Source organism: Acinetobacter rudis (assembly GCF_031157835.1).
Taxonomy (GTDB): domain Bacteria; phylum Pseudomonadota; class Gammaproteobacteria; order Pseudomonadales; family Moraxellaceae; genus Acinetobacter; species Acinetobacter rudis_A.
This window is the reverse complement of record NZ_JAVIDR010000016.1, coordinates 1-14,724: the sequence shown is the minus strand read 5'-3', so window position 1 is coordinate 14,724 and position 14,724 is coordinate 1. Positions and strand designations below refer to the sequence as shown.

Sequence of the window (14,724 nt, the reverse complement as noted above, 5' to 3'; positions counted from 1 at the left end):
GGTATAAGGTAGGCAACATTGTGAGCGTCTAAGGTAATTCAGGTCAAGGCAAATCCATAAAATATCACTTAGACTATGCTACTTATTCATGCGAAAGGACTCTAGCAAGCAATGAGGGATCTCAAAAACAGATGGCAATATGCAAGCTTGCAATTTCAAAACCTATCCCAGCGTATATTTAATACATCAAGTCTGGTTATTTCAGAACAGATGAGCTATGTCAGTATATTTAGCTTTGGACCAAGCCAAATTCGCTATTATGCGGCCAACAAAAAAAAATTTCAGGAGCCTTTAGTCTTTATTGCGCCTCTTGCAATTGATATGTCAATTTACGATCTCTACCCCTACCGTTCTCTTATTGGTTACTTTGTAAAACAAGGCTTCGATGTTTACTTAATAGATTGGGGGAAATTTAACTTCCAACATCGCCATCTTAACTTTCTTGATTTCACACATCGCTTCATTCCAGACTGTATAACTCAAATACAGCAACATGCTCATTGTGAACAAATTTCACTACATGGTTGGAGTATGGCTGGATTATTTGCCTCGCTTTACACAGCCTCGCAACAATCCAATATTGTCAAAAATCTAATTGTACTCGGCAGCCCAATTGATAGTTACGCATCAGGTGCTATTGGACGCCTATATCAAAAATTGAATCAATTACTGCAACATAATGAACCCATCAAACAAGCACTTTACCAGGGAAAATTACCTAAAGGCCTCATTCATTCATCGGGCCTACTCAATGCTTTTGGTTTTAAGCTGTTAGATCCTAAAGGCTGGTATGAAAGCCATAAACAATTATTACTTAACCTTGATAGTAAACAAGCATTACAAGAACATGCAACTTTAGGCAGATTTCTAAATAATATGATTGATTATCCCGGCGGCATTAATCAGGACATGCTATTTCATATTTGGCTACAGAACCCATTAGCACGTGGTGAAATTGTTTTAGATGATCAACCGATTTATCTTAAAAACATTCACTGCCCTCTCTTGGTGGGTGCTGGTGAACGGGATCAAATTGTCACCATAGATGCAATACACCCTCTCACAAAATTAACCAGCAGTTCCGATGTGAGTTTTCACACTATTCCAGGTGGCCATTTAGGCTTAATGTCAAATCAAAAAAGCGCTGAAATATTTTGGCCCAAGCTTTACACTTGGCTAGCACAACGCTCAACAGCATTAAAACCTGTATACAATCAGGCTCACCTTTAAACTTATTTGTAGGGAATAACATGAAAAAGACGGTTGCCTTTATTGGCTTGGGAGCTATGGGTTATCGCATGGCAGCACATCTTCCACAACATTTTGACCATGTTATGGTGTGGAATAGAAACTTTGCTAAAGCCGAACAGCATGCAAATCAGTACGCAACAACAGCTGTTGAATTACAACAAGCAGCGCAGGCAGATCTAATCTTTTCATGTCTCCCTACGAGTGCTGATGTTAACGATATTTTATCTCAAGTACAGTGTAAAGCAGGTAGTATCTGGATTGACTGTACTAGTGGTGTGCCTGAGCTTGCACGACAACAAGCAAAATTTTTAGCACAACAAGGTGTTGATTTTTTAGATGCGCCAGTGAGTGGACAAACCATGGGTGCTGAAAATGCGAGCCTAACATTTATGGTGGGTGGATCTGAATCCGCATTTCAACAAGCACAACCAGCAATGCAAGCAATGGGCAAGCTTATTCGACATGTGGGTGAATCAGGTGCAGGTTTTGCTGTTAAAGCTGTTAATAATATGATGATGGCTGTACACCTTTGCGCAGCAGCAGAAGGTTTTACAACATTAAAAGCACATGGTGTAAATTTACAACAAGCACTAGACTGTATTAATGCCTCAAGTGGTAAAAGTGGTGTCACAGAATCAGCCTTACCAGACCGTATTTTAAACCGCAGCTTCCCCCTCACCTTTGCACTATCTTTACTTGCTAAAGATACCGGAATAGCCATAGATTTAGTACGAGAAGCCAAACTTGCTTCGCCTGTAATTGCATTAACACAAAGTTTAATTCAAGCAGCTTATGCAAGTTCTGAAGAAAACAGTGATTTCTCAGCTGCCGTAAAAATGTATGAATCGTGGAGTAAAATTACCATTGAATAAAATCAAGACAATTGCTTAAGTTACTGCAATCTTTATAATGGGAAACCAATATAACAGTCATAAAATCAAGTTAAGGAGTTATGATGAAAAAATTTACATTGTTCATGTTTTCCATTGTAGCCTTTTCATTCAGCAGCCACAGTATGGCTACCTCGGCAGAATGTCAAAAACTGCAAGATGACTACAATGTCATTTATGCCTCTAAAGGCTTCTGTTTTAAGGATGCTGATGCAAAAGCAAAATATGGCAACGACAATTGCTTCACTAGTAAACCTAAATTCTCTGAAAAAGAGCAGCAACGTTTAGATGAAATCAAAGCACGTCAAAAAGAATTGAAGTGTAACTAATCCAGACTCAGGAACTCAGTATGGCCTACGATCAACAAAATATCTTTGCACGAATTTTACGTGGTGAATTACCTGCAATAAAACTCTACGAAGATGAACAGGTGCTTGCATTTATGGATATAATGCCGCAAGCAGATGGCCATGCTTTGGTCATACCCAAAGTTGCAGCGGTAACATTACTTGACCTCCCTCCTGAGGCAGCAGCCTATACCATTAATATCGTACAAAAAATTGCCAAAGCGATTGAAAAAGCACTCGATACTAAGGGCATTGTGCTCATGCAGCTTTCTGGTGAGGCTGCAGGTCAAACCGTACCACATGTGCATTTTCACTTAATTCCAAGTTCAGTTCATGAACTTGGTAAACATGCTGCTCAAATGGGTGACCAAGAAAAAATTAAAGCCCTCGCCGAGAAAATTAAAGCAGCACTCTAATCAATTTTTACAGCTCCAATCACACCAGAATTCTAAGTTTAGGGTTCTGGTTTTTTTCTATCTCATATTATTATGTTGTCTTCTTGCAAAGATTTTTTGCCCTAGATTCGATGTTACAACAGTACGATTAAAAATAAAAAATTTCCATTATAATAAAAATTTTGCAATATTTTTTACGACAAAAGCAAAGATAAAATTTTATTCAAGATACTGTTATTACTTATTTTTTCATATTTTACTCCACACAAAATGTCTAGCAAATAACTCCACTGTAAACCCATAAGTTAAAACTAAGTGCGACTTAAATCGTCATCAAAATGTAACTTTTTATTCACCCATCTGTAACAAAGTTTACAGATACTGCATTGCAAGTTAGTCAGCATATTGAGCCATCCAGTTGATGGAGTTGACTGAATAAGAAGCGAATTACGGCAAAGGCCATTTTGGAGAATTTTCAATGAAAAAAGTGCTACTCGCTGCAGCAGTTGCATCAATCGGATTTAGCGCAGCGCATGCAGCGCCAACATTGTACGGACGACTGAATCTTTCTTTAAACCAAGTAGATAACAATTCTTGGAAAGGTGAAAACCAAACTCAATTGAACTCAAACGCTTCACGCATCGGTATCAAAGGTGAAGAGAAGCTGACTGATAATGTTGGAGTCGTTTATCTTGCTGAATGGGGCATTTCTGGTGATGGTTCTGGTTCAGATAAAGATATGGGGATTCGTAACCGTTACCTCGGTCTTAAATTCAACAAAATTGGTACACTAAAAGCGGGTAACTACGACTCTTACTTTAAAACTACTGCTGGTGATAACCAAGATATCTTCAATGATGATACCAACCTTGACATCACTAAAACCATGTATGGTGAAGATCGTATTGAAAACTCTGTAGGTTTTGAAACAGATAAAAACCTCATCGTTCCTGGCTTACGTTTTAACGTTATGGCAGAAATGGGCGAGAATAACTCATCAAAATACAATACTAAAAAACGTAATGGTTTTGGTGATGGTATCTCTACATCTGTAAACTATGAAAATAGTGATCTAGGTTTTGCAGTAGGTCTTGCTGGAAACTTTGGCGTAGCAGGTAAATATAACCACTCTGATATCGCTGACAAAATTGAATCTGATGCTTACCGCCTAACAGGTTCATACGACTTTTCTAAAGTGGGTGTTGATGGTCTTGTAATCGGTGCGTTGTACCAATATGCAGAACCATCTGATTCTCCATCTGCTTCTGCATTAACAGCTGCTAAATTGGATCCTAAAGCTGCTTCTCTTGATGAAAAATCTTGGGTATTCCAAACAACTTATACAATTCCAAATACACCTTGGTCAATTAAAGGCCAATACCAACAAGCAAAAACAAGTTGGGATGGTGACAGTCGTAAATTCGACCAATATGGTATTGGTGTAGACTACCGTTTCAACAAACAAGCACGTTTATACGGTGTACTTGCTCAACAAAAACGTAACTGGCAAGATAGCGATGACAAGCGTATTGTTGTAGGCGCTGGTATGTCATATAGCTTCTAAACCCAAACTTGCACAGATGGGCTTTGTTTAAGGTTCATCTGGAGAAAGTATAAAATGCCCGAATTTAATATTCGGGCATTTTTATTCAGTCTAAGACACGGGATAATACTGCTGAATTTGCTGACTAATTATAGCTGCAGTTGCCGCTGATAAAGTCCAACCCAAATGACCATGCCCTGTATTAAAAAATACTCTATCACGCTTACCTCGCCGTACCACAGGCATCATATTAGGCATCATCGGTCTTAAACCAGCCCATGGCACTACATGTTCAGTTGAAATTGCCATATTTTGGTTCACCCAATCAACCAAAGGCTGAATACGGTCAGCACGTATATCGCGATTATAACCATTAAACTCGGCAGTTCCTGCAACACGTAAACGTTGACTACCTAAACGAGATGTAACTATTTTTGCACTTTCATCAAGTAAGCTCACCCATGGCGCTGCTGTAATACTCTGTTGATCTTTTAAATCAATCGTAATGGAATAACCTTTTACAGGATAAATATTAACGCGGTCACCTAACATATGTGCCAAAGAATAACTTTGAACTCCCGCACAGATCAGGATTGCATCAGCTTGCAATTGTCCTAAGTTAATATCATGTTTGTCTTGCATATTTTCAGAACTTGCTTGGAATTGAATCAATACATCATGATCTCGATGTTGAATTTCATCCACCTGCATTCCCCACAAATACTTCACCCCAAGTCTTTGTGTTACCTCAGCCAAACCAACTGTAAATTTATGAATATCTCCTGTGGCATCATCGGGACAATAAAAACCACCATAATACTGTCCTGTTAGATTTGGTTCGATCGAAGGGATTTCCTCTGCTGTCACTGCATAGCGTTGTAAACCACCACGACACAACAACTGATTTACCTCAGTCGCAACAGCATAGTCCGCATGATTATGATAAAAGTGTAAAATACCGCGCTTTTCCAAATCAAATTGAATCTTTTCTTGGTCAGCAATTTCAAATAAGCGTTGTCGAGCCAATAACGCAAGTTTGACGGTTTCTATGGTATTGGTTTGATAATGTTTGATGTGCCCTAAAAACTCTATTAACCATGCGTATTTATGTAAGTCAAAAGAGGGATTTAACAATAGTGGAGCATCTTTGCGCGCCATCCACTTTAAGCCTTTGAGCACTGTAGACTTTTGATTCCAAACCTCGGCATTACATGCTGAAAGTTGGCCTCCATTTGCATAAGAGGTTTCCATTGCAGGAAATAAGTGTTGATCAATAACTGTAACCTCATAGCCTAATAAGCTGAGCTCATAGGCCGAAGTTACACCCGTGATACCTGCACCAACAATGACGACATGTGACATAAACACACTCCTTTGAAATTATTTTTATTTCAAAATCATGCCCCATCTGTCACGGGTACCTGAGAGCTTCGATATCTATATCCAACCCATTGGATAGATACCTTCCCCTTCGGTGAGCGCAAGTCATGACTTAACACTACTCTCCAGATTGATGTCATTATCACAGTCCTTTTGCCTGAAAGTTTCCGGGGCGGTTGCTCCTTCGGCGAGCGAATGCTTCTCTCCTGCAATAACTTTTCTTTTACTTATTCTGCAATCAATATGCCAAATCAGGAGTAAAAACAACATTTATTTTAAGAATATTTTCAACACATCACTATAATTGTGCTTTCAAAATAAGTTGAGCCAAGTCAAGATCGGATGGATAAGTGATTTTGATATTATCTGCTCGCCCCATAACGACATGTACGGGTACTTGGATATGTTCCAATGCACTGGCTTCATCAGTAATTGGGATCTGATCTTGTAGTGCCTGTTGTAACGCTTTTCTTAAAATACCAAGCTGAGCAATTTGTGGAGTTTGTGCTTGCCACAACTGTTCTCGGCTCACAGTTGCTGAAATGCGCGTTGTATGTTCCACACGCTTTAAAGTATCACGTACAGGAATAGCTAAAATTGCACTATGTTGTTGCTGCACTGCTTGGTCAAGTAGTTGATTTAGACAATCAGAACTTACACAAGGTCTTGCTGCATCGTGCACCAACACCCAATCTTCATCTGCCCCAATTGTGGACAAATAGTTTAAGGCATTTAATACCGAATGAACACGCTCTGCACCGCCTTGGCAAAAATGTGATTTTTCTTTTTTTTCAAAAGCCAATGTTTTTGCGACATGATCATCAGCAGCAATGGCTATCACATAACCATCTAAAGGCAATACGTTTAAGCGTTCAATGCTATGCTCTAGCACGGTTTTATCATTAATAATTTGATATTGCTTTAAATCTGTTGCTGAAAAACGACGCCCCGATCCAGCTGCAGGAATAACAGCCCAAAGCTTAGTGGACTTCTGGTGGGGTGTCGTCATTTTGTTCATTATTCTCTGAATCTTGGCTAAGGCTTGGATCTAATGCGATAGGTTGATAATTAGTACCAACTGTACTCATCTGCACAAAAGTCTCGTGTGGTTTAATTAACCCCAAGTCTAATCGTGCATGTTCTTCAATAGCTTCAGCACCATTTTTTAAATCATATACTTCAGCTGCTAAAATGCGATTACGCTCTTTAAGCTCTTCATTTTCTACTAATTGTACTTGAATTTTCTCAAGTAAGTTCTGGCGAGGGAAATAACCACCCTCACCATACCAGTAACTGTACTGAAGTACTGCGATCAAAATGATCGCTAGTACTAACAGTAGCTTACTTGCTGTTGTTTTAAAGACATCTAGCATGACGTAAAACTTAGTTTAAACCTTTAAACTCAGCTTTACCGCGATAAACTGCTTGAGTCAATTCTTCGATACGAAGTAATTGGTTATATTTTGCTACACGGTCAGAGCGGCAAAGTGAACCAGTCTTGATTTGACCTGCTGCAGTACCTACAGCTAGATCAGCAATTGTTGAATCTTCAGTTTCACCAGAACGGTGCGAAATTACAGTGCTATAGCCATTCGCTTTAGCTAAGTAAATCGCGTCTAAAGTTTCAGTCAATGTACCAATTTGGTTATATTTAATCAAAATAGAGTTCGCAACTTTCTCATCGATACCACGTTGTAGAATCTTCGGATTCGTTACGAATAGATCGTCACCAACTAATTGGATTTTGTCACCAAGAATTGAAGTTAAATAGCTCCAACCTTCCCAGTCCGACTCATCTAAACCATCTTCAATTGAAATAATTGGATACTGTTTAGCCAAACCAGCAAGATAGTCAGCAAATTGATTGCTTGTAAACGCTTTATTGCCTTCACCTGCAAGAATATATTGACCATTCTTATAGAATTCAGAAGATGCACAATCAAGTGCAAGCATAATGTCTGAACCTGATTTATAACCTGTTTGTTCAATAGCTTGAAGGATTACAGTAATCGCTTCTTCATTCGAACGTAAGTTAGGAGCAAAACCACCTTCATCACCAACAGCAGTATTTAAACCTTGTTTTTTCAATACTGATTTCAATGAATGGAAAATTTCCGCACCAGCACGAAGACTTTCAGCAAATGAAGTAAAACCAACAGGTTCAATCATAAATTCTTGAATATCAACAGTGTTGTCTGCATGTGCACCACCATTTAAGATATTCATCATTGGTACAGGCATGCTTAATGTTGTTTGACCACGTAAGTCTGCGATGTACTGGAACAATTCAGTTTTTTTCTCAACAGCAGCAGCACGCGCAGCAGCAAGAGAAACTGCTAAAGTTGCATTCGCACCTAGCTTTTCTTTATTTTCAGTACCATCAAGTGCAATCATTTTTTCATCAAGCACTTTTTGTTCAAATACGTTTTGACCAATTAAGGCATCACGAATTTCAGTTTTAACATTATTTACCGCTGTACGAACACCTTTACCTAAGTAACGTGCTTTGTCGCCATCACGAAGTTCTAAAGCTTCACGAGAGCCTGTTGATGCACCAGATGGTGCACATGCACGGCCAACAACACCAGAGTCTAAGATTACGTCTGCTTCGATGGTTGGGTTACCACGAGAGTCCAAAATTTCACGTGCACGTATGTCAACGATTTGGCTCATGAATAATTCCTCAGTTGAGTAAAAAACAAGATGTGTAATACAACATCAATGAGTGTCTAACTTTTTGAATCCTTTAACTAAAGTATCCAATTCTTTTAGCTGTGCTAAGAATGGTTCCAATTGCGATAAACGTAACGCACAAGGACCATCACATTTTGCTTGATCTGGATCGGGATGAGCTTCCAAGAATAATCCGGCTAGGCCCGTTGCCATGCCTGCACGTGCTAAAGTTGTAATTTGCGCGCGACGACCACCAGCAGAATCACTACGACCACCAGGTGTTTGTAAGGCATGTGTTACATCAAAGAACACTGGGACATTCATGGCTTTCATACTATCGAAGCCCAACATATCAACAACCAGATTGTTATAACCAAAAGCAGAACCACGTTCACACAAAATTAACTTATCATTACCTGCTTCCAAGCATTTGTGTAAGATATGACGCATTTCGTGGGGTGCAAGAAATTGTGCTTTTTTAATATTAATAATAGCCTGCGTCTTTGCCATAGCCTCAACTAAATCAGTCTGACGGCTTAAAAAAGCAGGTAATTGGATAATATCTGCAACCTCTGCAACAGGTGCTGCCTGATAAGGTTCATGTACATCTGTAATAATGGGCACATTAAAATGCTTTTTGATGTCGGCAAGCCATTCGATTCCCTTTTCCATACCTGGTCCACGGAACGAATTTAAACTTGAGCGATTTGCTTTATCAAAGCTTGCTTTAAAAACATAAGGAATGTTTAAACGTTTACAAATGTCTACATAGGTCTCAGCAATTTCAAATGCTAAATCTCTAGATTCAAGCACATTCATGCCACCGAAAAGAACAAATGGCAAATGGTTCGCCATTTCAATCTCACCCAAACGAACAATTTCTTGTGCCTGTAGTTGCGACATTTAAACCTTCCTCTGTTTATTTAAATTACTTATTACCTTGATAATGCTTTTTTGCTGCATCAATAAAGCTTGCAAACAATGGATGTCCATCACGTGGCGAACTTGTAAATTCTGGATGGAACTGTACAGCTACAAACCAAGGATGTGTAGGAATCTCAATTGTTTCAACTAAATGTTGTACTGGTGAATAACCAGAAACTTTCATACCTGCTGTTTCAATAGCTGGAATAAAACGATTATTCATTTCATAGCGATGACGATGACGTTCAATAATATCTGCTGAACCATAGATATCACGCGTTTTTGTCCCTGCAACTAATTCAGATTTCTGAGCACCTAAACGCATAGTACCGCCCAAATCGGACTGTAAGCTACGTTGTTGCACTTCGCCACGCTCATCTAACCACTCTGTGATGAGACCAATCAAGGGGAATTTGGTTGAACGGTTAAATTCAGTCGATGTTGCTTCAGGCATACCAGCAACGTTACGTGCAAATTCAATAACAGCCAATTGCATACCCAAGCAAATTCCGAGGAATGGAACACCATTCTCACGAGCATACTGAATAGCTTTCATTTTTCCTTCAGTACCACGTTCACCGAAACCACCAGGAACAAGAATTGCGTCAGCACCTTTGAGGATATCTGCAGCATTTTGTTGTTCAAGATCTTCAGCATTGACATAATCAATCTGAACTTTCACACGATTTTGAATTCCTGCATGTAATAAAGCCTCATTAACAGACTTATATGCATCAGGCAATTCAACGTATTTACCGACCATTGCAACACGAACTGTATATTCAGGATTTAAAAGTGCTTCAACAACACCATCCCAATCACTCAAGTCTGCTTCTGGTAGGTCATTATAGCCAAAACGCTCACAAATAAGATCATCAACGTTTTGTTCATAGAAAGTACGTGGAATTTGATAAATTGATTTAGCGTCTTTACATACAACAACTGCACGTGCTTCAACATTAGTGAATAGTGCAATCTTACGCGTTGTATCTGCATCAACATCGTACTCAGTACGACAAATCAAGATATCTGGTTGAATACCAATTGATAACAACTCTTTTACAGAATGTTGTGTTGGTTTAGTTTTTAACTCTTTAGCCGAATTAATGTATGGCAATAAAGTTAAATGCATCAACATGGTACGTTTATGACCAAGTTCCACCATCAATTGACGAACTGCTTCCATAAATGGAAGTGATTCAATATCACCTACAGTACCACCAATTTCTACGATTGCTACGTCATAGCCTTCGCCAGCACGTAATACACGTTCTTTAATATTGTCTGTAATATGTGGAATAACTTGAACAGTACCACCAAGATAGTCGCCACGACGTTCATTATTAAGAACATCTTGGTAAACACGACCAGAAGTAAAGTTGTTTAATTTGGTCATTTTAGCATGGCGTAAGAAACGCTCATAATAACCCAAATCCAAATCTGTCTCGGCACCATCTTCAGTGACAAAAACTTCGCCGTGTTGGAACGGACTCATTGTTCCTGGATCTACATTAATGTATGGATCCATTTTAACCATGGTCACTTTGAGACCACGAGCTTCCAAAAGCGCTGCAACTGAAGCGGCTGAAATACCTTTACCTAGTGATGAAACCACACCACCAGTAACGAAAATAAAATGGGTCATTGAGTCTCTCGTACAATCGAGCCTAATTCGGCCTGCAATGTTGCGCAATTTTACTTTACTCTGCCCCTATAAAGCAAAGTCAATCAGCCTCAATTCATAGAACTAAACACAATTGGTTAAATAATCAACAATTCCAATCAAAGAAGATGCGTAATTTATAGCACCATTGTTCAGATTTTTACTGTTATAATGCGGACATATCCTGATTCAATTTAGTTTGAGTAATTATGAATAAAAAACTTTTAATTGGCGCTGCTATCGCAACTGCATTATTAATTTCTGCTTGTGTTAAAAAAGAAACACCAAAAGATGAGGCAGATACTCAAGGTCAAGCAGCTTCTCAACCAGCACAATTTCAAAACTTAAATAGTGTAGAAAGCAGTAATTCACAAAATGTTGAAATCCCTACTCAAGTTCAACCTGAGCCAACACTTCAAGAAACGCCAAAACCTACAAATACTCAAACTACTTCGCATGCTCCAAGCACAACACCACCAGAGCCAGTTCCTGCACCAAAACCAGTATCTAGCACGCCTAAAGTTGAAGAGGCATCACCCTCAAAACCACCTGTAACTGAAGCTGCAAAACCAACTGTTGCACATACTAATACAGCTAAAGCACAGTCTGAAGATGATGCAGTAGCTGCTGCTATGGCTGCTGCGGCGCCTGCCTTGAAAAACTAAAACAGCTTTACAGCATTTAATTCATATTCAATAAGGTCCTTCAGCATTTGATGGACCTTTATTTTATGAATCAATCAATTACATCTGCAAATTCTGCATTTAAAACAATTTTCATTACCTCTGGCGCCACACCAATATCAAACCCGCGTCTACCACCACTCACATACATTTTATCAAGTGTCTTTGCCTGCAAATCAACTACGGTTGCTAATCGCTTTTTTTGACCAAAAGGACTTATCCCACCAACAATATAACCCGTTAAGCGCTCTGCATCTTTAGGATCAGCCATGTGTAATTTTTTACATTTAAATACCGTAGCCACTTTCTTTAAATTTAACTGACAATGTACAGGTAAAATAGCAACATAATAATTTTTATCATCAGTAACCATTAACGTTTTAAAAACTTCATTCACATTGAGTGAAAGTTTTTCTGCTGCCTCTAAACCAAAATTTTTTGCATTAGGATCATGTAGATATTCATGGGTCGAAAATTCAATTTTCATTTTTTGCAAAGTCTTACAAGCAGGAGTCATGATATTCCTTGATACAACCATTAAAGGAATATAGTACAGTAATTTATGTGTCTATTTTTATCTTTACCTCAGAATGTCTTTCACAGATATGCCGTTACAACTTTAACTTTCCTTATATTTTCTAGCTTTTCATTCAATGCTTTCTCTTACGACACTTTTCACTAATTACATATACAAATCTAAACATAACAACTGCTAGCAGTAATTTAATTATATTCATATATATCAATAAGATATTAAATTCATATTCGCTTCAGCTTATTTACTTACACTCACACGCATAATCAAGCATGAATTTCATCATTTTGACACTATAATGCGATGCAAATTTATTTGGCTAACATTTTCTTAAAGATATGAATGCCAGATGTTGTACTCAGGAGCCCCAATGTTATTAGAAAACTTAAATGTGCAGTTATTTCATCTCATTAATGCACCAATAACTGCAAGTCCATTAGATATTCATTTTGGTATTTTTATGGCCAATGATACTTTATATCTTTTGATCTTTAGTTTACTTATAGCTTGGTTTTTAGGTCGATATTCGACTAAAGCACTTGTTTTAAAAGCAGTCGTTACTACTGTTATCGCTTTACTTATTGGTTATCTTGTATCGTTAATCTACCCCCACCCACGTCCATTTGTAGTAGAAACAGGACAAACTCTAATTGCTCATGCTGCAACAGCTTCATTTCCAAGTAATCACATGCTCATTTTTAGCTCGATTGCTCTTTGTTACCTATTTGCAAAACAAGTTAAACTTGGTCTAGCTTTATTAGTCTTGGCTATTATGGTTGCCTGGGCAAGAATTTATGTGGGTGTACATTTCCCATTTGATATGTTGGGAGCTTTGATTATTGCATTCTTAACCAATTTAATGATTCAACAACTTTGGCCTAGATTCCAACAACCCATCATGGATGTTGCTTTAAAAATATATCACTACTTTTTTGCTTTTTTACTCAATAAGGGCATTATCCGCTAATCATTTATATGATTATTCTTAAAAAACTACCTAATACACTGTGGACGGTACCACTTAGTCCACAGTAGCCCCCCTCATTAAGCTTCAAAGAAAAATTACACTATAATCAAATATACTTAGGCTATTTTAAACATAACCTCACTTCAGCCTTAATACAAATCATCTCACTTCACTTTCATCCTAAGTCTTTGCTTTTGTTCTTTTATAAAAGTACAACAAAATCAACAAGTATTCATGTTGACCTTATTTTAAGCAAAACATATGATCTTTATGATTATCATAATTTTGTACATGGTTTTAGTTTTGTTTAATTTATTGCAACGCATATTTTCTATTTATCCCCAGTATATACAAAAGCAGAATTTGACTCTTCTTTGTACTTCGACGCTTTTAGTCAGTTTAGCAGGCTGTACAAGCCTAAATAATGGATCAATTGAAAAGCGCTCAGCTAAATTATCGACAGGTATTCAAAAAGCCTACTCGGTTGCTCCAGCAACTGCTAATCGTATTTCACCCATGATCATACATAATGCAGAAAAGCATAATATTGATCCAGTTTTATTAGCAGCAACGATTCGCCAAGAATCAAGTTATCGGAGTAGTGTAACATCCTCAGCTGGTGCTGTTGGCCTTACCCAAGTCATTCCACGCTATTGGCAACAACATTGCCCTGGTGATTTATTCGATGAAAATACCAATATTCACTGCGGCAGCTATATTTTATCTAAATATTACTCTTCAGCTGGTAGCTGGCCAAAAGCACTTGCCTACTACAACGTAGGGCCAACGGGCTATAACAATAGTTGGAAAATGAAGCACCAAGGTAAAAAATATGCAAGCCAAGTAAAACAACACGAGCAAGCATTAAAGAATGCCTTGTAATTATCTTCTATTTTATTTCGATGATAAAAAACCAATGCTCAATAAACTTGTTTGAGCATTGGCAATATAAAAACACACCATTAATATGCTTTTAAATATAAAACAATATCTTTATTTCCAGCCATTTCAGCCAACTCTAAAGCAGTATATTGTCCTTTTAATGCCTTATCAGCACCCTGTTCAAGCAACAACTGTACGATCTCAATATAGTTATTTTCTGCTGCCGCTTGCAAGGCACTATAACCTTCTTCATCAATAGAATTAACATCGACTCCCTGCTCTAAAAGTAATTTCACTTGCTCAACCTCACCAAGTGACGACCAATAAACCAGTTCTGGAAGATGCAATTCTTCATTATTTTCAGGAATTGCAGAGAATGAGCTTAATTTCATATTTAATCACTATAAATAATTTACAAGATCATAAGTCTTCATTGTGAATATTTTCAAGTCTAGAATCTTATTCTTTAAATCTTATATAAATTTCCCCGATAAAAAAATCCCCCAGCGTTAAGCTGGGGGATTTTAGAATAATGAGCTGGCGATGACTTACTCTCACATGGGTAACCCCACACTACCATCAGCGCGAAGA

General features: G+C 38.0%; 16 protein-coding genes and 1 riboswitch. Of the genes, 8 read left to right on the top strand and 8 right to left on the bottom strand.

All coding sequences use genetic code 11. The features are described 5' to 3' along the window. Positions 1 to 111: 111 nt before the first annotated feature. The 5 genes from RFH42_RS12770 (at position 112) to RFH42_RS12750 (ending at position 4,447) form a co-directional block, all read left to right on the top strand. Positions 112 to 1,230, top strand: a complete 1,119-nt coding sequence (locus RFH42_RS12770) for an alpha/beta fold hydrolase (RefSeq protein WP_308976060.1) — start codon at positions 112 to 114, stop codon at positions 1,228 to 1,230. A 20-nt stretch (positions 1,231 to 1,250) separates the two neighbouring features. Beyond that, complete coding sequence (locus tag RFH42_RS12765) at positions 1,251 to 2,123, top strand: NAD(P)-dependent oxidoreductase (RefSeq protein ID WP_308976059.1); 873 nt, start codon at positions 1,251 to 1,253, stop codon at positions 2,121 to 2,123. Positions 2,124 to 2,227: 104 nt separating this feature from the next. Continuing rightward, the gene (locus RFH42_RS12760) at positions 2,228 to 2,470 is read left to right on the top strand and encodes a YARHG domain-containing protein (protein WP_308976135.1); all 243 of its coding nucleotides are present in this window, start codon (positions 2,228 to 2,230) and stop codon (positions 2,468 to 2,470) included. A gap of 20 nt (positions 2,471 to 2,490) precedes the next feature. Next, positions 2,491 to 2,904, top strand: coding sequence for an HIT family protein (locus tag RFH42_RS12755; RefSeq protein WP_308976057.1), 414 nt, complete (start codon positions 2,491 to 2,493; stop codon positions 2,902 to 2,904). Between the two features lie 457 nt (positions 2,905 to 3,361). Then, positions 3,362 to 4,447 carry a porin gene (locus RFH42_RS12750; RefSeq protein WP_308976056.1) on the top strand — a complete coding sequence of 362 codons (1,086 nt, stop codon included), beginning with the start codon at positions 3,362 to 3,364 and terminating at the stop codon, positions 4,445 to 4,447. Between the two features lie 90 nt (positions 4,448 to 4,537). On the opposite strand, the gene RFH42_RS12745 is transcribed toward RFH42_RS12750, so the two are convergent. The 6 genes from RFH42_RS12745 to RFH42_RS12720 all read right to left on the bottom strand — a co-directional run bounded on the left by RFH42_RS12745 (position 4,538) and on the right by RFH42_RS12720 (position 11,048). After that, on the bottom strand, positions 4,538 to 5,788 hold the full coding sequence (locus RFH42_RS12745) for a D-amino acid dehydrogenase (RefSeq protein WP_308976055.1): 1,251 nt from the start codon (positions 5,786 to 5,788) through the stop codon (positions 4,538 to 4,540). A 153-nt stretch (positions 5,789 to 5,941) separates the two neighbouring features. After that, a riboswitch (glycine riboswitch) is annotated at positions 5,942 to 6,025 on the bottom strand. Positions 6,026 to 6,104: 79 nt separating this feature from the next. Further along, the gene (ispD, locus tag RFH42_RS12740) at positions 6,105 to 6,815 is read right to left on the bottom strand and encodes a 2-C-methyl-D-erythritol 4-phosphate cytidylyltransferase (protein ID WP_374990768.1); all 711 of its coding nucleotides are present in this window, start codon (positions 6,813 to 6,815) and stop codon (positions 6,105 to 6,107) included. Beyond that, positions 6,787 to 7,179, bottom strand: a complete 393-nt coding sequence (locus RFH42_RS12735) for a septum formation initiator family protein (RefSeq protein WP_308976053.1) — start codon at positions 7,177 to 7,179, stop codon at positions 6,787 to 6,789. Before RFH42_RS12735 ends, ispD begins: the two co-directional genes overlap by 29 nt. 10 nt (positions 7,180 to 7,189) lie before the next feature. Further along, on the bottom strand, positions 7,190 to 8,479 hold the full coding sequence (gene eno / locus RFH42_RS12730) for a phosphopyruvate hydratase (protein ID WP_308976051.1): 1,290 nt from the start codon (positions 8,477 to 8,479) through the stop codon (positions 7,190 to 7,192). Between the two features lie 45 nt (positions 8,480 to 8,524). Next, positions 8,525 to 9,382 carry a 3-deoxy-8-phosphooctulonate synthase gene (gene kdsA, locus RFH42_RS12725; RefSeq protein ID WP_308976050.1) on the bottom strand — a complete coding sequence of 286 codons (858 nt, stop codon included), beginning with the start codon at positions 9,380 to 9,382 and terminating at the stop codon, positions 8,525 to 8,527. A 25-nt stretch (positions 9,383 to 9,407) separates the two neighbouring features. After that, positions 9,408 to 11,048: a CTP synthase gene (locus RFH42_RS12720; protein ID WP_308976049.1), complete on the bottom strand. Its 1,641-nt coding sequence runs from the start codon at positions 11,046 to 11,048 to the stop codon at positions 9,408 to 9,410. A 227-nt stretch (positions 11,049 to 11,275) separates the two neighbouring features. Here RFH42_RS12720 and RFH42_RS12715 point away from each other — a divergent pair, with 227 nt between their 5' ends. Next, complete coding sequence (locus tag RFH42_RS12715; protein ID WP_308976048.1) at positions 11,276 to 11,731, top strand: internalin; 456 nt, start codon at positions 11,276 to 11,278, stop codon at positions 11,729 to 11,731. Between the two features lie 70 nt (positions 11,732 to 11,801). Here RFH42_RS12715 and ybaK read toward each other — a convergent pair whose 3' ends face one another. Then, the gene (gene ybaK / locus RFH42_RS12710; RefSeq protein ID WP_308976047.1) at positions 11,802 to 12,266 is read right to left on the bottom strand and encodes a Cys-tRNA(Pro) deacylase; all 465 of its coding nucleotides are present in this window, start codon (positions 12,264 to 12,266) and stop codon (positions 11,802 to 11,804) included. A 388-nt stretch (positions 12,267 to 12,654) separates the two neighbouring features. Here ybaK and RFH42_RS12705 point away from each other — a divergent pair, with 388 nt between their 5' ends. Beyond that, positions 12,655 to 13,251 (top strand): undecaprenyl-diphosphatase, encoded by a 597-nt coding sequence (locus RFH42_RS12705; RefSeq protein ID WP_308976046.1) that lies wholly within the window; start codon positions 12,655 to 12,657, stop codon positions 13,249 to 13,251. A 291-nt stretch (positions 13,252 to 13,542) separates the two neighbouring features. After that, positions 13,543 to 14,133: a transglycosylase SLT domain-containing protein gene (locus RFH42_RS12700; RefSeq protein WP_308976134.1), complete on the top strand. Its 591-nt coding sequence runs from the start codon at positions 13,543 to 13,545 to the stop codon at positions 14,131 to 14,133. Between the two features lie 80 nt (positions 14,134 to 14,213). Here RFH42_RS12700 and RFH42_RS12695 read toward each other — a convergent pair whose 3' ends face one another. Then, positions 14,214 to 14,525 (bottom strand): ankyrin repeat domain-containing protein, encoded by a 312-nt coding sequence (locus RFH42_RS12695; protein WP_308976045.1) that lies wholly within the window; start codon positions 14,523 to 14,525, stop codon positions 14,214 to 14,216. Positions 14,526 to 14,724 lie beyond the last annotated feature (199 nt).